The following is a 19,441-nucleotide window of genomic DNA, read 5'->3' as shown; positions in this document are numbered from 1 at the left end:
CAGCGCAATGATACCCGCCTTGCATGGCAATCGAAACCGTCAGGGACGATGCCATACACAGCGCTGCCGTGATTTTATGCAAGGACCGGGCCGCTTCGGGAACCTTCCGGACCAGCCGTCATGGGTGCTACGATGGCGCTGCAGAAGCCGGGATTTCGCGACAATTGACCGGAGGATGCGTGATGAGACTCTTGATCGAAATCGCGGCCGCGGCGTTGCTCGTGGTGTGCATCACGGCGACCAGCGCAGCCGATGCCGCGGGCAGACCGGCCCGCAGCGCCGACGGCCTGAGTTGCGGCTTCAGCGCGGCGCAGAACGCATCGCCCGCCGCGCGCTGCGCCGCCATCAAGCGGCAATGCGGCGGCAAGTTCTTCGCGAATGCCTGCGGCGACAAGCTGCTCTCGGCAGCGAATTGAGCGGCCGCGCAACGCGCTTTCACGCTCAATCGGGACACCGTGGTGATACGGATTTCCAAGCCTTAACGGAGCCTTTACAAACACAGCTGTCGCTCGTGGGGCGGGCACGTTTTTCAGCTCCGACGCATTTCATTCCGAAGCCATTTTCAACGGGCCGCTGACCTGGTCAGCGGCCCGAATTGCTTTTGGGGGCGCTGTGTCAGCTTTTTCATGAGGCGAGGGCAGTCACCGCAATTCGTCGCCCCGGCGAAGGCCGGGGCCCACAACCACAGCCGTCAGAGAAGATGCGACAGGTCGCCCCACTCCGGATTGTCTTTCTCGATCAGGCGAATCTTCCAGTCGCGGCGCCATTCCTTCAGCGCTTTTTCCCGTGCGATCGCTTCCTGCGGTGTGGCGTAGACCTCCACATAAACCAGTCGCGTGACGCCGTATTTCTTGACGAACTGTGAGCCGTGTCCAGAGCGGTGAAGCGTAAGCCGATTGCAAAGATCGTTGCTGACGCCGACGTAGAGTGTCCCATGGCGGCGGCTCGCGAGAATGTAGACGTAATAGACTGCGGCATTCATTTCGGGGCACCGATCACGTGAGATGTCCGATAGCGGTGGTTATGGGCCCCGGCCTTCGCCGGGGCGACGTCTACTGATGGCATCAGAACGAATTAAGAACACTTTAGCAAGTCTTTGATATATCATTGTGATTCGGCGGCTGCGCCGACACAATATCTATGGTCTTTCAGTCTCTGCGAGGACTACATGTCCACCATCGCCTTCGATCAATTCGCCCTGACCCGGATTGCCGATTTCGCGCGGTCGCTGTCGCGGCTGCACCAGGCCTCGCGCCGCCAGCCGATCGACGACGACCAGCTCGATCGCGAGTTCAACGCGGTCTGCATGTCAATCTGGGGCTACACCACGGATGATTTCAGCGACGAGCTGTTCTCGGACGAGGATCACGCCTGGCTCGACTCGCTCGATGAAGCGCATGCGCGGATCTTCGCCGGCGAGCAGGGTTATGATCTTGTCGACGATCACGGCATGCTGACGGACTGGTGGGGCTATTGCTGGATGATCCTCGCCGAGAAGCGCGGCATCCTCAATCCGGAGAACCGCGCGGCCGCGCGGGCCGCGATCGAGGAGAAATACATGGCCGCGCCGAACGTGATCGGCGTGATCGTGGCGCGCTGATAGTTGTCGCGATGTCATTCCGGGGCGATGCGACGCATCGAACCCGGAATCTCGAGATTCCGGGTCTGGTGCTTACGCACCATCCCGGAATGACGGGCTGACGCCCGTCAGTTCACTTCGGCGCGCCTTGCCGGCTTTGCGGCGTTGCCCTTCGGCGCAACAGACGACGGCGGCGACGGCGCGACATCGCTTCTGGTTTCCGGCGGCGGCGCGTCGCCGGCGATCTCGGCGCTGACAGGGGCGACCTTCATTTCGCCGAGCCGCGCGCGGACCGCCGAGGTCAATCCGGGATAGGAGGCGACCGGCGTGAAGTCGAACGACTGCTCGTTGCCGACGCGGATGCCGGTGTAGGCGACGAGGCCGTCGGTGGTCGCGATCACGTCGCCGGCGCGCAGCGAGGCATCGAGCGCGAGGTCGACCGGCGCGAGCCCCGCCGGGTCGCGGCCGTTGCAGGTGCAGTCGGCGCGCAACGCCTTGCGATAGGCGAAGGCGTTCTCGCTGTCCGCGTAGCGCTCGCCCGTGCTCGACGCGGAGCTGTCGATATGGCTGCCGTAATAGACCTTGGTCGCGCTCGCCGGACAGAACGCCTGGCAAAGCTGCGCCGGCGTGGCGTTGCCGCGCATCGTCAGCGGAAAATACTTGCCGTCGCAGCTGCGCACGCAATACGCCGGTCCGGAACCGGCCACCCGCGGCGCCGAGATGGGCGCAGACGGCTGCCGCTCAGCCTGCTGGTTGAGGCCGAACGGATCGGCGAAGAAATTGGCCTGCGGCGGCGCCTGCCGGCTCTGCTGCTTCTGGGAACCGCCGAAGAAGAAGTCGAACAGCCCTTCGGCCGATACAGGCGCGGGCACCACCAGGACGGAACCCGCAAAGGCTGCGGCGCCCAGCATCACGCGGCGCCGCATGCGCCGATCACTCAACTCTGTACGCAACGCCAACTCCACCCGACGCGCCACGGCGACAAGCTGCCCCGGCGGCTTCACCCTAGTGCGCGATGGTAAACGAGCGATTGATTTGGGGTGACGGCGTCACACGAAGGCGAGGTCGCGCGAACCGCCCCTTCCACCTCGCCCCGCTTGCGGGGAGAGGGAGGGAATAAACTCAGTCCTTCAGGAACTCGCCGGCCTTGTACAGCGCGCGGAATTGGAGCCCGGCTTCGGCGAACGTCTCGGTGGCGCCTTCCTCGCGGTCGACCATGGTGAAGACCAGGGCGATCTCGCCGCCGGCCTCGCGCACGGCTTCCACCGCCTTCAGCGCCGAGCCGCCCGTCGTGGTGACGTCCTCGACGATGACGATGCGCTTGCCCGCAAGGCTCTCGCCCTTCGCCAGCCCTTCGACGGACAGCTTCGCGCCGTGCTCCTTCGGCTTCTTGCGCACGAAGAACGCCGCGATCGGGTGGCCCTTCAGCCAGGACAGTTGCGCGATGGCGCCGGCGAGCGGCACCGCGCCCATCTCGAGCCCGCCGACGAAATCAAGCTTGTCGTCCTTCAGCGCTTCATAGGTGAGCTCGGCGAGCAGCGCCGCGCCCTCGGGATCGAGCATCGTCGGCTTCAGGTTGAAATAGAAGTCGCTCTTGCGGCCCGACGCCAGCGTGATCTCGCCGCGGCCGAACGAGCGCTTGCGGATGATCTCGGCGAGGCGGGCGCGGGAGGCTGATTTGGACAAAGACTTTTTCCCTTGAGGGTTTGAGGCGGGCGGCAATCTATCCACGCTTACCGGCACATTCCAGCGTGGAAATCGGGCCGTCAACAGTGCCCAAGCCGCGATTTCCGCGGGCGTGCTTTCCGGAAAGCGCGGTTGTGCGGCCGTTCCGTTCCCCGTAAGCAGGCGCCAAACACTCGGCCAAACACTTGCCCAAACACTTGCACGGGAAGCGGAAATGACCATCGAGCTGCACACCTGGAACACCCCCAACGGCCGCAAGATCTCCGTGGCGCTGGAGGAAATGGGGCTGCCCTACCAGGTGATCCCGGTGAACATCAGCAAGGGCGAACAGATGGCGCCCGCCTTCCTCGCGATCAGCCCGAACAACAAGATCCCGGCGATCGTCGATCCGGATGGGCCGGGCGGCAAGCCGGTCAGCATTTTCGAGTCCGGCGCGATCCTGCTCTATCTCGGCGAGAAGACCGGCAAGTTCCTGCCGAAGCCGCTCTCCGAGCGGATCCCGGTCTATGAGTGGCTGATGTGGCAGATGGGCGGCTTCGGCCCGATGCCGGGCCAGGTACACCATTTCATCGCGCTGGAGAACGAGCAGGACCGCGCCTACGGCCTGAAGCGCTACATGGCCGAGACGCGGCGGCTCTACGGCGTGCTCGACCGCCGGCTTCAGGGGCGCGAATTCGTCGCCGGCGATCTCTCGGTCGCCGATTTCGCCATCCTCGGCTGGGCCTGGCGCCATCCGCGCCACAAGGTCGAGCTGGCCGACTTCCCCAACGTCAAGCGCTGGTACGAGACGCTGATGGCCCGCCCGGCGACGAAGCGGGGAATGGAGGCAAAGCTGGATTGAGGGGCAGTCCGCGCCTTCTTCCTTCCCCCCTTGTGGGAGAAGGTGGCGCGAAGCGCCGGATGAGGGGTTGTCTCCGCGAGTGAATTCGTGGAGAGAGACCCCTCACCCGGCTTCGATGCGAAGCATCGAAGCCACCCTCTCCCACAGGGGGAGAGGGTACTCGCTAGGCCCGCCGCGCCTCGAGCGCCATCTTCATCGCCAGCCCTGCGAGCACCGTGCCCATCAGCCAGCGCTGCACCAGGAGCCAGGTCGGGCGGGTGCCGAGGAACACCGCGATCGAACCGGCGGCGAGCGCGATCATCGCGTTGACGCTGACGCTGATCACGATCTGGATCGAGCCGAGCGCGAGCGACTGCGTCAGCACGCTGCCGCCGGCGGGATCGATGAACTGCGGCAGCAGCGCCAGATAGAGCATCGCGATCTTCGGGTTGAGCAGATTGGTGACGAAGCCCATCGCGAACAGCTTGCGCGGGCCGTCGACCTTCAGCGCCTTGACCTGGAACGGCGAGCGGCCGCCGGGCCTCACGGCCTGCCATGCCAGCCACAGCAAATAGCCCGCGCCGGCAAAGCGCAGCGCGTCATAGGCGTAGGGAATCGCAAACAGCAGTGCGGTGATGCCGAACGCCGCGCACAGCATGTAGAACACGAAGCCGAGCGCCACGCCGCCGAGCGAGACGATGCCGGCCGCCGGCCCCTGCGTGATCGAACGCGAGATCAGGTAGATCATGTTCGGCCCCGGCGTCAGCACCATGCCAAGGCAGATGAGCGCAAAGCCGAGCAAAGCGGATGTGTGGGGCATGACGGGTCTCGCGAGGGATGCGCACGCTTCTAGCGTGCCGTCCGCCGCGCGGCCATCGCGGAATTGCTCTCGGAGCAATGTGGCGGGGCGGTGGTGCGCTCCCTCGCCCCGCTCTCTTGTCCGCCGAAGCCCGCCTTCGGGCGAAGGCGGATGCGAGGTCGAGACGAGCGAAGCTCGCTCTGAGAGGGTTGGGGTGAGGGGTTCTCTCAACGTGCAAGGACCGAGGTGAGACCTGTCCCCCCTCACCCGGATCGCAAGAGCGATCCGACCTCTCCCCGCAAGCGGGGCGAGGCGGATTCTAATGCGCCTCGTCCCAATTGTTCGCGGCGCGGGCGTCGACCTGCAGCGGCAGCGACAGGATCACCGCCGGGAAAGGCGCGTCCTGCATCACCTTCTGCACCACCGGCAGCGTCGCCGCGACCTCGTCGTCGGGCACCTCGAAGATCAGTTCGTCATGCACCTGGAGCAGCATCTGCGCCGAGAGTTTTTTCTCGGTGAGCGCGTCCTCGACGCGGATCATGGCGCGGCGGATGATGTCGGCCGCGGTGCCCTGCAAACGCGCATTGATCGCGGCGCGTTCGTTGAAGGCGCGCACCGAGGCGTTGGAGGCCTTGATGTCGGGGTAGTAGCACTTGCGCCCGAACAGCGTCGTCACATAGCCGTTGCGACGGCAGAAATCCTTGGTCTCGTCCATATAGGCGCGGATGCCCGGGAAGCGCTCGAAGTATTTCTTGATGTAGGCCGAGGCCTCCTCGCGGGCGATGCCGAGCTGGTTGGCGAGGCCGAACGCCGAGATGCCGTAGATGATGCCGAAATTGATCGCCTTGGCGCGGCGGCGCACCTCGCTCGGCATGTCCTTGATCGGCACGCCGAACATTTCGGAGGCGGTCATGGCGTGAATGTCGAGCCCGTCGCGGAATGCCTGACGCAGCACCGGCACGTCGGCGATCTCGGCGAGTAGCCGCAACTCGATCTGGGAATAGTCGGCCGACACCAGCTTGTGGCCCGGTGTCGCGATGAAGGCGCGGCGGATCTTGCGGCCGTCCTCGGTACGAACAGGGATGTTCTGCAGGTTCGGCTCGTTCGACGACAGCCGGCCCGTGGTGGTCGCGGCCAGCGCGTAGGTGGTGTGGACGCGATGGGTCTGCGGATTGACATAGGTCGGCAGCGCGTCGGTGTAGGTCGATTTCAGCTTCGAGACCTGGCGCCACTCCAGGATCTTCTTCGGGAATTCGTGGCCTTGCTCGGCGAGCTCGTCGAGCACCTGCGCGGTGGTCGACCACGCGCCGGTCTTGGTCTTGCTGCCGCCGGGCAATCCCATCTTGCCGAAGATGATGTCGCCGATCTGCTTCGGGCTGCCGACATTGACCGGCTCGCCGGCGATCTCCTGGATCTCGGCCTCGACGCGCGCAGCGGTCTGGGCGAAATCGCCCGACAGCCGCGACAGCACCTGGCGATCGATCGAGATGCCGCGGCGCTCCATCCGCGCCAGCACCGAGACCAGCGGCCGCTCCAGCGTCTCGTACACCGTCGTCATCCGCTCGGCGACGAGACGCGGCTTCAGCACCCGCCACAGCCGCAGGATCACGTCGGCACTTTCGGCCGCATATTCGCTGGCCTTGTCGATCGTGACCTGATCGAAGGTCAGCTTGCCCTTGCCGCTGCCGACGAGGCCGCCGTAATTGACGACGGCGTGGCCGAACCAGCGCTCGGCGAGCGCCTCCAGCGCATGCGAGCCGCGGCCGGCATCGAGCGCGTAGCTCATGAGCTGCGCATCGTCGATGTTGCGCAGGGTGATTCCGTGCTGCGCCAGCATCACCGAGGTGAACTTGACGTTGAAGCCGACCTTCTGGATTCCAACGGACTCCAGCAGCGGCCTCAGCGCCGCCAGCGCCTCGGCGGTCTTGATCTGGCCCGGTGCGAGGCCGGCATCGAACAGGCCCGCGCCACCGCCGGCCTGCCGGTGGCTGAGCGGGACGTAACACGCATCGTTTGGCGCCAGCGCCAGTGCAAGGCCCGCGAGCTCGCCCTGCATCGGGTCGATCGATTCCGACATCGCCTCGATCGCGACATAGCCGGTGTCGGGCACGCGGGCGATGAAGGCGTTGAGCTGATCGAGACTGCCGATCGCCTGATACGCCTTGCGGTCGAAGCCAATTTTCCGGATCGCCTCGCCGCGGGCCTCGGCCAGCGTTGCCGGCGTGCCCTTCAGGTTCGAATTCTTGTCGTCGCGCGCGCCGGTCGGCTTGGCTTTCGGCAGCGGCGCCGCGGCCGATGCCGGAGCGTCTCCGGGCACAGGCGTCACATCCGACGGCGGCAATGGCGAGAACACGCTCGCGCCGCTCTTGTTGCCGGGATCGGCATCGACATTGGCCGGGTCGATCTGCGCGTAGTCGGCGACGCGCCGGGTGAGGGTGGTGAACTCCATCGCCTTGAGGAAGGCGATCAGCCGGCGCGAGTCGGGCTCGTTCACGGCGAGGTCGTCGAGCGGCACTTCGAGCTCGACCTTGTCGTCGAGCAGCACGAGCTGGCGCGAGATCCGCGCCTTCTCGGCGTTCTCGAGCAGCGCCTCGCGCCGCTTCGGCTGCTTGATCTCGCCGGCACGGAACAGCAGCTGATCGAGATCGCCATATTCGATGATCAGCTGCGCGGCGGTCTTGATGCCGATGCCGGGCACGCCGGGCACGTTGTCGGTGGAGTCGCCGGCCAGCGCCTGCACCTCGACCACCTTCTCCGGCGGCACGCCGAACTTCTCGATCACCTCGTCGCGGCCGATGCGGCGATCCTTCATCGTGTCGTACATCACGACCTTGTCGTTGACGAGCTGCATCAGATCCTTGTCCGATGACACGATCGTCGTGGTCGCGCCGCGCTCGCTGGCGAGCCGCGCATAGGTCGCGATCAGATCGTCGGCCTCGAAGCCGACCTGCTCGAGGCAGGGCAGTTCGAAGGCGCGCACCGCCTCGCGGATCAGCGCGAATTGCGGGATCAGATCGTCGGGCGCCGGCGGCCGGTGCGCCTTGTAGTCGGGGTAGAGCTTGTTGCGGAACGTGATCTCCGACTTGTCGAATACGATCGCCAGATGCGTCGGCCGGTTGTCCTCGGGCATGTCGCGGAGCAGCTTCCACAGCATGTTGCAGAAGCCGAGCACGGCGTTGACCTGCAGCCCGTCGGATTTGCGGTTCAGCGGCGGCAGCGCGTGGTAGGCGCGGAAGATGTAGGACGAGCCGTCGACCAGGAAGACATGGTCGCCCTTCGCCGTGGCCTTGGCGGCAACGGGCTTGGGGTCGGTCTTCGATGCGGGCTTGGCGGGGGCTTTGGAGGCTGTTTTCGGCATGGCCGAAACTTAGGGATTTTTGCGCGGATTGACAGCCTTTGCTGTGTGGATTCTGGGTGTGTCGCACAGCCAAATCGATAAATTCGAGGATGATGCAGGGCGTAGTCCCGTCATCCTGAGGTGCGAGCGCAGCGAGCCTCGAAGGATCGACGGCCACCAGCCGGGGCCGTGCATCCTTCGAGACGCCGCTGCGCGGCTCCTCAGGATGACGGGGACGGCACCGGAATGACTACGCCTTGTCGCCGGTCGGCGAGAACAGGTAGCCGCCGCCGCGGATGGTCCGGATCACCGACGGCTTGGTCGGGTCGAACTCGATCTTGCGGCGGATGCGCATGATGCGCAGATCGACGGCGCGGTCGAAGGCCTCCGCGTCGCGCGCATTGGCGAGTTCCAAGAGCCGCTCGCGCGACAGCACCCGCTTCGGGTTGGCCGCGAACACCTTCAGCAGGCCGAATTCGGACGCCGTCAACGGATGCTCGTTGCCCTCGTCGTCGCGCAGCGCCTGGGCCTCGAGATCGAGCCATTTGGTGCCGAACCGCACCAGCTGCTCCTTTTCGGCCTTCGCGCTCGCCGGTTCCGGCGCTGCCGCTTTCGCCGGCCCGCTCCGCCGCAGCACCGAGCGGATGCGAGCCATCAGCTCGCGCAATTCGCAGGGCTTGGCCACGTAATCGTCGGCGCCGAGCTCCAGCCCGACCACCCGGTCGATCGGGCTGGCAGTAGCTGTCAGCATGATGACGGGGACGTTGATCTTGCTCTTGAGGTCGCGAATGATCGACAGCCCGTCTTCCTCGGGCATGTTGAGGTCCAGCACCACGAGATCGGGCGTGCAGCCCTCGATCTCCTTGCGCAGGCTCTTGCCGCCATCGCACAGCGTCACGCCGAAGCCGTGCATCTTGAGGTAATCGCCGACCATTTCGCGGGCCGGTGCCTCATCGTCCACGATGAAGATATGCGGGTTCTGGCTCATGATGTCTCTGTCGCCGGCAGTGTAACCGTAAAGGTCGACCCCTGTCCGGGGCCCGGGCTCTGCGCGGTCACATGGCCGCCATGCATGTCGATGATGCGCTTGACAATGGAAAGGCCGAGCCCGGTCGAGCTCTCGCCCGCGGTCGGCTTGGCCGACAGCCGCTGGAACCGGCCGAACAGCCGGCCGAGATCCTCGGGGCTGAGGCCGGGGCCCTGGTCGGCAATCCGGATCACGGTGTCGTCGCCCTCATGGCTGACCGTGACCGTGATCTTGCCGCCGATCGGCGAGTACTTGATGGCGTTGCTGACGAGGTTGTCGATCGCCTCGCGGATGCGGTCGGCGTCGCACATCGTGACGAATTGCTGCGGCCCCGAGACCGAGATGCTCTGCTGCTTGTTGACCGCCGAAGGCAAATTCGCCTCGGTGACCTCGTTGACGAGGGCCGCGACGTCGACCGGCTCGCGGCGGATGGTGATGTCGAACGCATCGGCCATCGCGTCCGAGATCAGATGGTCGACCATCGAGGTCAGCCGCTTGGTCGCGTCCCTGATGTGCTCGACCTGCGACGTGACGTTTTCCTTCGGCGAGCCGGCGCCGATCAGCTCGGTCAGCATCTCGGTGCGGCCGAGGATCACGCCGAGCGGATTCTTCAGATCGTGAGCGACGGTGCCGAGGATTTCGTTCTTGAAGCCGTTGGCGCGCTGCAGCCGCAGCCATTGCGCCGAGAGCCGCCGGTTGGCCTGCATCAGCGCGCGGGTGCGCTGCGCGACGCGGTCCTCGAGCTGGGTGTTGGCCTCGTGCAGCTGCTGGTAGAGGATCACATTGTCGAACGCGATCGACAGCCGGCTCGAGAATATCTCGACCAGCGCACGGTCGGTGTCGGAGAGCTGGCGCTCGGCCTGCAGCAGCACCACGACCTCGCGGCCGCTGCCGGTGCGCGAATAGAGCACGCTGCGGTGGTCGGCGAACTCGTTCTTGCGGCGCTGGAATGCTTCCTCCACCATGTGCCGCAGGTCCGGATCGAGTGCCTTTGACGAGGTGGTGCCGATGAAGCGGCTGTAGCAGCCTGAGCAGGCCAGCACCGAGAAATCGGCCGCCGCCGAATTGCCGTCGTCGCGAAGCACCAGAATGCCGGCGCAGTCGACGTTGAGCAGCGAGGCGAGCTGGGTCAGCACGCCCTCGGCCAGCCGCTGCATCGATTTGAAATCGTACAGCGTCGAGGCCGCGTCGATGATGATCTCGAGCCCGCGCCGCGTCTGCACCATGCGCTCGAGCTGCTGGTAGCTGCGCAGCGCGGCGGTCAGCGACGTGAACAGCTTGTCGGCGGTGAGCTCGGTCTTCGCCTTGTAGTCGTTGATGTCGTATTGCACGATGACGCGCCGCTCCGGCGCCTGGCCGGGCTGGCCGGTGCGCAGGATGATGCGCACGGTCTCGTTCTTGATCTCGTTGCGGATGAACTCGACGAGCTCGAGGCCGGCGACGTCGGTCTCCATGATAACGTCGAGCAGCACGGCCGCGATGTCGGGGTTGTCCCGCATCAGCGTGCGGCCTTCGGCCGCAGAGTAAGCCGAGAGGATCTCCAGCGTCGAACCGTTCAGGTTGTAATCGCTCAGCGCGAAACGGGTGCCTTCATGGACGGCGTGATCGTCGTCGATAACGGCGATCTTCCATTTGCGGGCCGACGAGTCCTCCGGCGGGCTCTCGGTATCGTCGATCAGTTGGAGGACATCGTCCTGTTCGGCCATTGACTGGTTCCGTCGGCTGCTGCGTCAGCGATCGTGGGCTCGCCCTTGGCAGCCCCCTTGGCGATCCTGGGCATGATAATGCGAAAAGTGGTGCCTTGTCCTACCCTTGACTCCAGCATCATGCGTCCACCGAGCTGCTGGGTGACGAGGTTATAGACGATGTGGAGGCCAAGGCCCGTACCACCTTCGTTGCGGCGCGTCGTAAAGAACGGGTCGAACGCCTGCCGCTGCACGTCCGGCGTCATGCCCGCCCCGTCGTCTGCGAAGATGATCTCCACATCGTCAGCGCCGCGCCCGCGCGCCGAGATGGTGATGGTGCCGGAGCGGCCATCGGCAAAGGCATGATTGACGGCGTTGAGGAAAAGATTGGTTAAGATCTGCCCATAGGCGCCGGGATAGCCGTCGATCAAGAGCCCCTCGGGCACATCGACCGAGAGCGCGATCGCGGCCTTCTTCAGCACCGGCCGCAGGCTCGCCACGATCTGGTCGGTGGATTCGCTCAAGGCGAACTGGCGGCGTTCGGCATGCGAGCGGTCGACGGCAACCTGCTTGAACGACTGGATCAGCTCGCCGGCGCGCGTCAGGTTCGAGACCAGTTGCTGCGATGCGTCACGCGAGGCGCGGACGAACTCGTCGAGCCTGGAGCGGCGCAGCGGCTCGGTCTTCAGATCGTTCTCGAACATCTCGCTGCGGCGGGCAAAGCTCGACGCCACCGTCAGGCTGATGCCGATCGGATTGTTGACTTCGTGGGCGACGCCGGCAACGAGGCCGCCGAGCGCGGCGAGGCGTTCGGCATCGATCAGGTTCTGCTGCGCGGTGTTGAGCTCGAGCAGCGCGCTTTCGGCCTCCTCCTTGGCGGTGCGCAGCTCGTCCTCGGTCTTGCGCTTGGCGATCGCGTTTTCGCGGAACACTTCGACCGCGCGCGCCATGGCGCCGACCTCGTCCTTGGCCGACGTGCCCTGCACCGGCCGGTCGAGGTCACCCGAGGTGATGGTGCGCATCGCGGCCATGATCTGCGCCAGCGGCAGCCGGATCGACAGCGCGATCATGACGCCGGCCGACATGATGACGCCGAGGAAGATCACGGCAATCGACAGCACCCGGCGCGAGATCGAGGTCAGCGTCTTGTCGAACGTCTCCTGCGCCTTCTGCTCGCGCTGGCGCATCTTCACCGAGAGATCGTCGATCGCGCCGATCGCATCGGCCTGGCTGGCGTCGATCGAGTTGCGCAGCAGATCGGTGCGGTTGGTGAGCTGCTCGCTGAGCTTGCCGAGCCCGTCGCGCAGCTCGGCGGTCTTGACCTTGAGCCGCGCCAGCGCCATGCGCTGCAGATCGTTCTCGGCCAGATCGGTCATGACGGGAATCGTCCGCTCGATCGTATCGATGTTGCGGCGGGCTTCCTCGGCCGACGAGGAGGCAAGCGAGAGGTAGTAGGCGTTGGCGGCGACCAGCAGCGAGGTGAACGCCTCGCGCGACTTGCCGAGCGCGGGCCAGATCAGCGCATCGCGATGGCCGGTCGCGCCCTCGATGATCGAATAGAGCCCGGCCATGTCCTTGGTCGGCGACAGCACCTGCTCGTCATAGGTCTTGGCGATCCTGGTCTGCACGGTGCGCAGTTCGCCGAAGCCGTCGAGGAAACGGCTGGTGACCCGCTCCAGCTGCTCGACCGAGCCTGACAGCATCGGGTCGGTCGAGGCCCGGTTGGTCAGCGTGCCGAGCACGGCCTCGCGGAGCAGCAGGATTTCCGCGAACAGGTCCGGGCTCGGCTGATTGATGTAGCGATGGATCAGGTTCTGCAGACGGCTGGTCTCGCTTTCGAGCTTGGCCAGGATCTTGTCGGATTCCCGCACCTGGCGGACATCCTCCCAGGCCGAGCCGAGCACCTTCGAGCCGTTCCAGATCAGCACCGCCAGCACGATCACGACCGCCGAGTTGAGCAGGGCGATCGAAAGGATGCGCCAGCGGATCGGGACCGCACGCAGCAACTGGACGATGCGGAAACGGCCCTGCGGCCCGAAGGCCGCCCGCCGTCTCACAGTCCCGTCCTGCTCTGGTGCGTCCAAGATCCGGTTACTCCATGTTGCGGATGCGTTCGATCAGCGCTGATATCGCAGGATCGCGCTCGGCCCTGGCGTAGATGCCGGCCATTGCGGCTTCGAACGGCTTGCGGTCGATGTCGGTCACGATCTTGACGCCGGCCAGCTCCGCCTGCTTGCGCGAACGCTCCTCGAGCTCGCGCCATCTCTCGCGCATGTAGGCGCTGGAGCGTTGCGCGGCCTCGCGGAAGATCGTCTGCTCCTCCGGCGAAAGGCTGGCCCAGGCCTTTTGCGACATCAGCAGCACGTCCGGACTGAAAGTGTGCCGGGTCAGCGTGTAGTAGCCGGCATATTTGTAGTGACCGGTGGTGACGAAGGACGCCCAGTTGTTCTCGGCGCCGTCGATCAGCCCGGTGGCGAATCCGGTCAGCACCTGGCCGTAGGGCATCTGGACCGGCTGGGCGCCGAGCGCGCGCACCATGTCCGACATCCGTTCGGATTGCTGCACGCGCACCCGCAGTCCCTTGAGGTCGTCGAGCGAACGCACCGGGCGCACGCTGTTATAGATCGAGCGGGCGCCGGAATCGTAGAAGGCCAGCCCGACGAAGCCGTGATCCCCGAGACTGTTCAGGATCTCGCTGCCGATCGGTCCATCCAGCACGGTTTGCAGGTGTTCGGGCGATCGAAACAGGAACGGCATTGCCAGCACGTTGACCGACGGCACCATTGTCCCGATCAGCGCGACATTGGTCCGGTTCAAATCGATGGCGCCGGCCCGGGTCTGCTCCAGCGTCTCCTTCTCCTCACCGAGCTGGCGGGAATGGAAGACCACGATGCGGTGCCGGCCGGCGGTGCGTTCAGCGATCAGGCGGTCCATGTAATTCAGCGCCTGGACGGTCGGATAGTCCTCATTCTGGGTATCGGCGGTCCGGAATTCGCGCGCGAAAGCGCTCGCCGGGACCGCTGCCCATGACAGCGCGACGGCAAGCATCGTTATCCGCGAAAGGCCGGCGCGGCGGTACACAGGCTACTATTCCCCTTGTGAATTGTGTCCTGGGCGGGAAGAAAAGGTTCAACGCATTTTTAGCAGAATGGCGCTGGTTCGCCATCGGCCAAACGTTAAATCCGCGGTGCAACCTGCGGTGTCGGTTGAATCTGCGGTTGTAGCGCCTTATGAGGGCGTGTTGGCATCCGGGAACGGCTCGTCGTGAAGTTCGCTTTGAAGCTCCTGTACCTCGTCGTCGCGGCTCTTCTGCTTGTGTCGCCGGCGCGGGCGGCCACCGAGATCATGTGGTGGCACGCGATGTCGGGCGAGCTCGGCAAGCAGCTCGAGAAGCTTGCCGCCGATTTCAACGCCTCGCAATCCGACTACCGGATCGTGCCCGCCTACAAGGGCAACTATACCGAGACCGTCACCGCGGCGATCTTCGCCTTCCGATCGCGCAGCCAGCCGGCGATCGTTCAGGTCAACGAGATCGCGACCGCAACCATGATGGCGGCCCGCGGCGCGATTTATCCGGTGTTCGAGCTGATGCGCGATCAATCCGAGGCATTCGCGCCGTCGGCCTATCTGCCCGCGGTGGCCGGCTACTATGCCGATGTCGACGGCAACATGCTGTCGTTCCCGTTCAATGCCTCGACGCCGATCCTCTACTACAATAAGGATATGTTCCGGTCCGCCGGGCTCGATCCGAGTGTGCCGCCGAGGACCTGGCCGGAGCTCGGCGTCGCGGCCAAGCGGCTGCGCGCGGCGGGCGCGATGTGCGGCCTGACCACGTCGTGGCCGTCCTGGATCAATGTCGAGAATTTCTCCGCCTTCCACAATCTGCCGATCGCGACCAAGGCCAACGGGTTTTCCGGGCTCGACGCCCAGCTGATCTTCAACAATCCGCTGGTGGTTCGCCACATCGCGCAGCTCGCGCAGTGGCAGGCCGACAAGACCTTCGACTACAGCGGCCGCGGGCAGGCGGCCGAGCCGCGCTTCCAGAAAGGGGAGTGCGGCATCTTCATCGGCTCGTCGGGCACGCGCGCCGACATCAAGGCCAATTCCAAATTCGAGGTCGGCTACGGCATGATGCCGTACGAACCCGACGTGCAGGGCGCGCCGCAGAACTCGATCATCGGCGGCGCGACGCTGTGGGTGCTGCGCGACCGGCCGCGCTCCGAATATGCCGGCGTGGCGAAGTTCTTCGCCTATCTGTCGCGGCCGGAGGTGCAGGCCACCTGGCACCAGAACACGGGCTACCTGCCGATCACCCGCGCCGCATTCGATCTGACTCGCGCGCAGGGTTTCTACGATCGCAATCCCGGCGCCTCGATCTCGATCGAGGAGGTGACGCTGAAGCCGCCGACCGACAATTCGAAGGGCATCCGCCTCGGCTCGTTCGTCCTGATCCGCGACGTGATCGAGGAGGAGCTCGAGCAGGTGTTCGCCGGCAAGCGATCGGCGCAAGCCGCGATGGACAACGCCGTCGAGCGCGGCAACCGCCTCTTGCGCCAGTTCGAGCGCGCCAATCCGGATAGGTGAGGGGCATCCAAGCTGCTCAAACTGTTTCTCCGTCATCCTGAGAGTCTGACTCATAAGTCACCCAACCTTACCAGCAGCGGCAAGTCTGCGGGTCAGGAGCCTGATGTGTGCAATCAGCAGCCAGGCAGCTTCGGTTGCCACCGTCGCCTCGAAGTCCTTGGCGAGGCGGCGGCATCTGCCGAACCAAGCGAATGTGCGTTCAACCACCCACCGCCTCGGCAGAAGCTGGAAGCCTTTGACGCCTTGAGGCCGCTCGACGATCTCGACAGTCCATGGACCGCAGTCTGAGAGCGCGTCGAGGAGTTGATTTCCGCGGTAGATCCGGTCGGCAAAGACGTGGCGCAGCCGGGGGAAGTTCATCCGCACGTTCTTCAGCAGCGGTACGGCGCCATGGCAGTCCTGAACGTTGGCCGGATGAACATGAACCCCGAGGAGGAGGCCATTGGTATCCGTCACGATATGCCGCTTGCGGCCGTAGATGCGCTTGCCTGCATCGTAGCCGCGCGGTCCGCCAGCTTGGGTGGTCGGCGCACTTTGACTGTCGATCACGGCTGCCGTCGGCTTCGGTGTCCGTCCAAGCTTTTTTCGCGCCCGTCGGACAAGCACGCTGACAATCCTCTGCCACCGGCCTGTATCCCGCCATCTATAAAAATAGCCCTGCACCGTCGAATAGGGCGGGAACTCCTGCGGCAACGCCCGCCACTGGCAGCCGGTCGAAACGATATAGAGGATCGCTTCGATCACACGACGCAGCTCCGTCTTACGCGGCCGGCCGCGCCGGTTCGCTCGCGGCAACAGGCGTCTGATCAGCGCCCACTCCGCATCGGTCATATCGCTTGCATAACGCAGATCGTCCCGCCGATATTGCTCCCGAGTGATCTTGGTCCAGGGCATCGTGCTCTCCCTCGAATCTCTGCAAATCCGATGGAATCACACCCCACTGAGATCACTCACTCATTTTTCAGTCAGGCTCTGAGGAGCCGCGAAGCGGCGTCTCGAAGGATCGACGGCCACCAGTCGGGCCGATTCATCCTTCGAGGCTCGCTCCGCTCGCACCTCAGGATGACGGGGATAGATTCCGCTAAGAGATTCCTTGAAATGATATCCCTTCCTCTCCTCACCGACTACGACAGCTACCGTGCCTGGCGCAGCGACACGTCGCGCTGGCTGCCGGTCGCGCGCGATATTGCTGATGGCCACGGGCTGTCGTGCGTCGCGCCGCATGTGTTCTCGACCGGCACCAATCTGGTTGTCGGGCTGGACGATGGCCTGATCCTCAAACTCTTCCCGCCGTTTCTGCGTCCGCAATTCGTGTCCGAGCGCGGCGCGCTTGCCGAGTTGCGCGGACGGCTCGGCATTCCGATTCCCGATCTTGTCGTGCAGGGCGAGCGTGACGGCTGGCCCTATCTCGTCATCACCCGCCTGTCCGGCACCGTCGGCTCGGAAGTGTGGCCATCGCTGTCGGAAGCCGAGCGCGAGCGCGTGCTCGCCGAGATCGGGGCCGTGATCGCCGAGGTGCAGCGCGTGCCGCCCGGCAGCCTGCGCGCGATCGAGCCGCACTGGGAGGCCTTCATGCGCGGGCAGATCGCGCAGTGCCGGGCGCGGCATGAGCGGCTCGGCCTGCCGGCGAAATTGCTCGCCTCGCTCGATGATCTGCTGCGTGACGCCACTGAGTTGATCCCGATGAACGCGCCGCCGGTGATCCTGACCGGCGAATACATCCCGGAGAACTTTCTGCTCGGGCGCCGGGCCGACGGCTGGCACGTCGCCGGCCTGTTCGACTTCGGCGACGTCCGGACCGGATGGGGCGAGTACGACCTGCTCGGCCCCAGCGCCTTCATGGCCGCCGGGCATCCGCGCCGGGTGCGCAGCCTGTTCGATGGTTTCGGCATCTCGCGCACTGATGTGACGTTCACCCTGAAGCGGCGGCTGATGGCACTCTTGATGCTGCACTCTGCCAGCGATCCGCTCCGGCACATCTGCATCGACGGCTGGCCGGACCGGGTCGACGACTTCGTGCAATTGCAGGAACTGATCTGGCCGGATTAGCGCTCTTCAGCGCGCGACATCCATTGCGGCCACAAAGCGAGCAGGAGTCATTTCATGCTCATTTATTGAGCATATAGCCCGTCTTTGTATGCAATGGGCGATCTGAGAGCTTGCCCGACCGGGATACCGGCCGACGTTTTACCTCGCTTCGGCAAGGCATTAGCAGGACATAAGGTTTCGTTAAGGGTTGGCACAATCCTTGCGATCTGAGTTCCAAGGCCGTTTCCCAAGGGCGTTGGAGCATCACATGAAGCGTCGCGAATTCCTCAAATCGGTGTCCGGGCTGGCCGCGGGGGCGCTGGCGCCGACCGCGCCCGCGATCTGGTCGCCGGCCAAGGCCGATGCGCGCTCGGAGACGCTGCTCATCGTCTCCGAAGGCGGCCCCAACAATCTCGATATCCACGGCGTCGGCACCAACGTGCCGGGCTACGAGGTGTCATGGAATTGCTACGACCGGCTGATCAGCCACGAGATGAAGAGCGGTCCGGGCGGCGTGCCCTATTACGACCGCGACAAGTTCAAGCCCGAGCTCGCCGAGGACTTCAACATCGGCGACATGTCGGTCACCTTCAAGCTGCGCAAGAACGCCAAATTCCACGACGGCACGCCTGTCACGGCGAAGGACGTCAAATGGTCGCTCGACCGTGCGGTCAGCGTCGGCGGCTTTCCGACCTTCCAGATGAGCGCGGGCTCGCTGACCAAGCCCGAGCAGTTCGTGGTCGTCGATGACACCACGGTGCGCGTCGACTTCCTGAAGAAGGACAAGCTGACGATCCCCGACCTCGCTGTCATCGTGCCCTGCGTGGTCAACTCCGAGCTGGTGAAGAAGAACGCCAGCGAGAAGGATCCGTGGGGCCTCGAATTCACCAAGCAGCAGACCGCGGGCTCCGGCGCCTACAAGGTGACAAAATGGACCGCCGGCACCGAAGTCGTCATGGAACGCAACGACGACTGGGTCTGCGGCCCGCTGCCGAAGATCAAGCGCGTGATCTGGCGCATGGTGCCTCAGGCCGGCAACCGTCGTGCGCTGCTCGAGCGCGGCGATGCCGACATCTCCTACGAGCTGCCGTTCAAGGACTTCCAGGAGATGAAGGCGAACGGCAAGCTCAACGTGGTCTCGCTGCCGTTCTCCAACGGCATCCAGTATATCGGCATGAACGTGACCAAGCCGCCGTTCGACAATCCCAAGGTACGGCAGGCGATGGCCTACGCGATGCCGTACCAGAAGATCATGGATGCGGTGCTGTTCGGTCTCGCCAACCCGATGTTCGGCGCGGCAAAGGACAAGCCGACCGAGGTCGCCTGGCCGCAGCCGACCAAGTATTTCACTGACATGGAGAAGGCCAAGGCGCTGCTCACTGAAGCCGGCTACGCCAACGGTTTCGAGACCACGATCTCGTTCGACCTGAATTTCGCCGGGGTCAACGAGCCGCTCTGCGTGCTGGTGCAGGAGAGTCTGGCGCAGCTCGGCATCAAGACCACGATCAACAAGGTGCCCGGCGCCAATTGGCGCACCGAGCTCACCAAGAAGGAAATGCCGCTGTTCACCAACGTGTTCTCGGGCTGGCTCGATTATCCCGAGTACTTCTTCTACTGGTGCTATCACGGCAACAATTCGATCTTCAACACGATGAGCTACAAGTCATCAGAGATGGACAAGCTCATCGACGGCGCGCGCATCGCCGCCGCGAATGGCGACGCCGCGGCCTACGATGCCGACGTCAAGGGTTTCGTCGATCTCGCCTTCTCCGACATCCCGCACATCCCGCTCTATCAGCCCTTCGTCAACGTCGCGATGCAGAAGAACGTGACGGGCTACCAATACTGGTTCCACCGCCGCCTCGACTATCGCGCGATGGCGAAGGGGTGAGGCGC

Annotated in this window: 16 protein-coding genes; 6 read left to right on the top strand and 10 right to left on the bottom strand. The window is 64.8% G+C overall.

Features of this window, described 5'->3' with window-relative positions; all coding sequences use genetic code 11:
* Window positions 1-23 precede the first annotated feature (23 nt).
* Complete coding sequence (locus ACVIHF_RS31745) at window positions 24-416, top strand: hypothetical protein (RefSeq protein ID WP_456793094.1); 393 nt, start codon at window positions 24-26, stop codon at window positions 414-416.
* Window positions 417-691: 275 nt separating this feature from the next.
* On the opposite strand, the gene ACVIHF_RS31740 is transcribed toward ACVIHF_RS31745, so the two are convergent.
* Window positions 692-982, bottom strand: coding sequence for a GIY-YIG nuclease family protein (locus tag ACVIHF_RS31740; protein ID WP_028340469.1), 291 nt, complete (start codon window positions 980-982; stop codon window positions 692-694).
* 186 nt (window positions 983-1,168) lie between these two features.
* Here ACVIHF_RS31740 and ACVIHF_RS31735 point away from each other — a divergent pair, with 186 nt between their 5' ends.
* Window positions 1,169-1,600: a hypothetical protein gene (locus tag ACVIHF_RS31735; RefSeq protein WP_016843277.1), complete on the top strand. Its 432-nt coding sequence runs from the start codon at window positions 1,169-1,171 to the stop codon at window positions 1,598-1,600.
* A gap of 107 nt (window positions 1,601-1,707) precedes the next feature.
* Here the strand turns inward: ACVIHF_RS31735 and ACVIHF_RS31730 are convergent, their stop codons facing one another.
* Window positions 1,708-2,505: a DUF2865 domain-containing protein gene (locus ACVIHF_RS31730; RefSeq protein WP_456793093.1), complete on the bottom strand. Its 798-nt coding sequence runs from the start codon at window positions 2,503-2,505 to the stop codon at window positions 1,708-1,710.
* A gap of 196 nt (window positions 2,506-2,701) precedes the next feature.
* Window positions 2,702-3,265: an orotate phosphoribosyltransferase gene (pyrE, locus tag ACVIHF_RS31725; RefSeq protein ID WP_057019495.1), complete on the bottom strand. Its 564-nt coding sequence runs from the start codon at window positions 3,263-3,265 to the stop codon at window positions 2,702-2,704.
* A gap of 214 nt (window positions 3,266-3,479) precedes the next feature.
* Between pyrE and ACVIHF_RS31720 the strand changes: the two genes are divergently transcribed.
* Complete coding sequence (locus tag ACVIHF_RS31720; protein ID WP_456793092.1) at window positions 3,480-4,106, top strand: glutathione S-transferase family protein; 627 nt, start codon at window positions 3,480-3,482, stop codon at window positions 4,104-4,106.
* A 163-nt stretch (window positions 4,107-4,269) separates the two neighbouring features.
* On the opposite strand, the gene ACVIHF_RS31715 is transcribed toward ACVIHF_RS31720, so the two are convergent.
* The 6 genes from ACVIHF_RS31715 to ACVIHF_RS31690 all read right to left on the bottom strand — a co-directional run bounded on the left by ACVIHF_RS31715 (window position 4,270) and on the right by ACVIHF_RS31690 (window position 13,981).
* A complete protein-coding gene (locus ACVIHF_RS31715) occupies window positions 4,270-4,905 on the bottom strand; it encodes a LysE family translocator (protein WP_028333807.1) in 636 nt (211 codons plus the stop codon).
* Between the two features lie 298 nt (window positions 4,906-5,203).
* On the bottom strand, window positions 5,204-8,242 hold the full coding sequence (polA, locus tag ACVIHF_RS31710) for a DNA polymerase I (protein WP_456793091.1): 3,039 nt from the start codon (window positions 8,240-8,242) through the stop codon (window positions 5,204-5,206).
* Between the two features lie 229 nt (window positions 8,243-8,471).
* Window positions 8,472-9,209 carry a response regulator gene (locus ACVIHF_RS31705; protein ID WP_028333805.1) on the bottom strand — a complete coding sequence of 246 codons (738 nt, stop codon included), beginning with the start codon at window positions 9,207-9,209 and terminating at the stop codon, window positions 8,472-8,474.
* Window positions 9,206-10,954, bottom strand: a complete 1,749-nt coding sequence (locus ACVIHF_RS31700) for an ATP-binding response regulator (RefSeq protein WP_057019490.1) — start codon at window positions 10,952-10,954, stop codon at window positions 9,206-9,208. The genes ACVIHF_RS31705 and ACVIHF_RS31700 overlap by 4 nt, the downstream gene beginning before the upstream one ends.
* The gene (locus tag ACVIHF_RS31695; RefSeq protein ID WP_176936741.1) at window positions 10,924-12,990 is read right to left on the bottom strand and encodes a sensor histidine kinase; all 2,067 of its coding nucleotides are present in this window, start codon (window positions 12,988-12,990) and stop codon (window positions 10,924-10,926) included. The genes ACVIHF_RS31700 and ACVIHF_RS31695 overlap by 31 nt, the downstream gene beginning before the upstream one ends.
* A gap of 34 nt (window positions 12,991-13,024) precedes the next feature.
* Complete coding sequence (locus tag ACVIHF_RS31690; RefSeq protein WP_456793090.1) at window positions 13,025-13,981, bottom strand: TRAP transporter substrate-binding protein; 957 nt, start codon at window positions 13,979-13,981, stop codon at window positions 13,025-13,027.
* A 216-nt stretch (window positions 13,982-14,197) separates the two neighbouring features.
* Between ACVIHF_RS31690 and ugpB the strand changes: the two genes are divergently transcribed.
* Window positions 14,198-15,517: a sn-glycerol-3-phosphate ABC transporter substrate-binding protein UgpB gene (ugpB, locus tag ACVIHF_RS31685; RefSeq protein ID WP_456793089.1), complete on the top strand. Its 1,320-nt coding sequence runs from the start codon at window positions 14,198-14,200 to the stop codon at window positions 15,515-15,517.
* Between the two features lie 57 nt (window positions 15,518-15,574).
* Here ugpB and ACVIHF_RS31680 read toward each other — a convergent pair whose 3' ends face one another.
* A complete protein-coding gene (locus tag ACVIHF_RS31680) occupies window positions 15,575-16,411 on the bottom strand; it encodes an IS5 family transposase (RefSeq protein WP_253605076.1) in 837 nt (278 codons plus the stop codon).
* Between the two features lie 204 nt (window positions 16,412-16,615).
* On the opposite strand from ACVIHF_RS31680, the gene ACVIHF_RS31675 reads away from it, so the two are divergent.
* Both ACVIHF_RS31675 and ACVIHF_RS31670 read left to right on the top strand, forming a co-directional pair.
* Window positions 16,616-17,566 carry an aminoglycoside phosphotransferase family protein gene (locus tag ACVIHF_RS31675; RefSeq protein WP_456793088.1) on the top strand — a complete coding sequence of 317 codons (951 nt, stop codon included), beginning with the start codon at window positions 16,616-16,618 and terminating at the stop codon, window positions 17,564-17,566.
* Window positions 17,567-17,813: 247 nt separating this feature from the next.
* On the top strand, window positions 17,814-19,436 hold the full coding sequence (locus ACVIHF_RS31670) for an ABC transporter substrate-binding protein (protein ID WP_456793087.1): 1,623 nt from the start codon (window positions 17,814-17,816) through the stop codon (window positions 19,434-19,436).
* Window positions 19,437-19,441: the final 5 nt, after the last annotated feature.

The organism is Bradyrhizobium sp. USDA 4506 (assembly GCF_054058795.1).
The sequence above is the reverse complement of the archived record's forward strand: the minus strand, read 5'-3'. Positions and strand labels throughout refer to the sequence as shown.

Coding starts and splice junctions, on each gene's coding strand:
- ACVIHF_RS31730 (WP_456793093.1), bottom strand. CDS start 2,505: ATGCGGCGCCGCGTGATGCTGGGCGCCGCAGCCTTTGCGGGTTCCGTC.
- ACVIHF_RS31720 (WP_456793092.1), top strand. CDS start 3,480: ATGACCATCGAGCTGCACACCTGGAACACCCCCAACGGCCGCAAGATC.
- ACVIHF_RS31700 (WP_057019490.1), bottom strand. CDS start 10,954: ATGGCCGAACAGGACGATGTCCTCCAACTGATCGACGATACCGAGAGC.
- ACVIHF_RS31675 (WP_456793088.1), top strand. CDS start 16,616: ATGATATCCCTTCCTCTCCTCACCGACTACGACAGCTACCGTGCCTGG.
- ACVIHF_RS31705 (WP_028333805.1), bottom strand. CDS start 9,209: ATGAGCCAGAACCCGCATATCTTCATCGTGGACGATGAGGCACCGGCC.
- ACVIHF_RS31680 (WP_253605076.1), bottom strand. CDS start 16,411: ATGCCCTGGACCAAGATCACTCGGGAGCAATATCGGCGGGACGATCTG.
- ACVIHF_RS31670 (WP_456793087.1), top strand. CDS start 17,814: ATGAAGCGTCGCGAATTCCTCAAATCGGTGTCCGGGCTGGCCGCGGGG.
- ACVIHF_RS31690 (WP_456793090.1), bottom strand. CDS start 13,981: ATGCTTGCCGTCGCGCTGTCATGGGCAGCGGTCCCGGCGAGCGCTTTC.
- ACVIHF_RS31735 (WP_016843277.1), top strand. CDS start 1,169: ATGTCCACCATCGCCTTCGATCAATTCGCCCTGACCCGGATTGCCGAT.
- polA (WP_456793091.1), bottom strand. CDS start 8,242: ATGCCGAAAACAGCCTCCAAAGCCCCCGCCAAGCCCGCATCGAAGACC.
- ACVIHF_RS31745 (WP_456793094.1), top strand. CDS start 24: ATGGCAATCGAAACCGTCAGGGACGATGCCATACACAGCGCTGCCGTG.
- ACVIHF_RS31715 (WP_028333807.1), bottom strand. CDS start 4,905: ATGCCCCACACATCCGCTTTGCTCGGCTTTGCGCTCATCTGCCTTGGC.
- ACVIHF_RS31740 (WP_028340469.1), bottom strand. CDS start 982: ATGAATGCCGCAGTCTATTACGTCTACATTCTCGCGAGCCGCCGCCAT.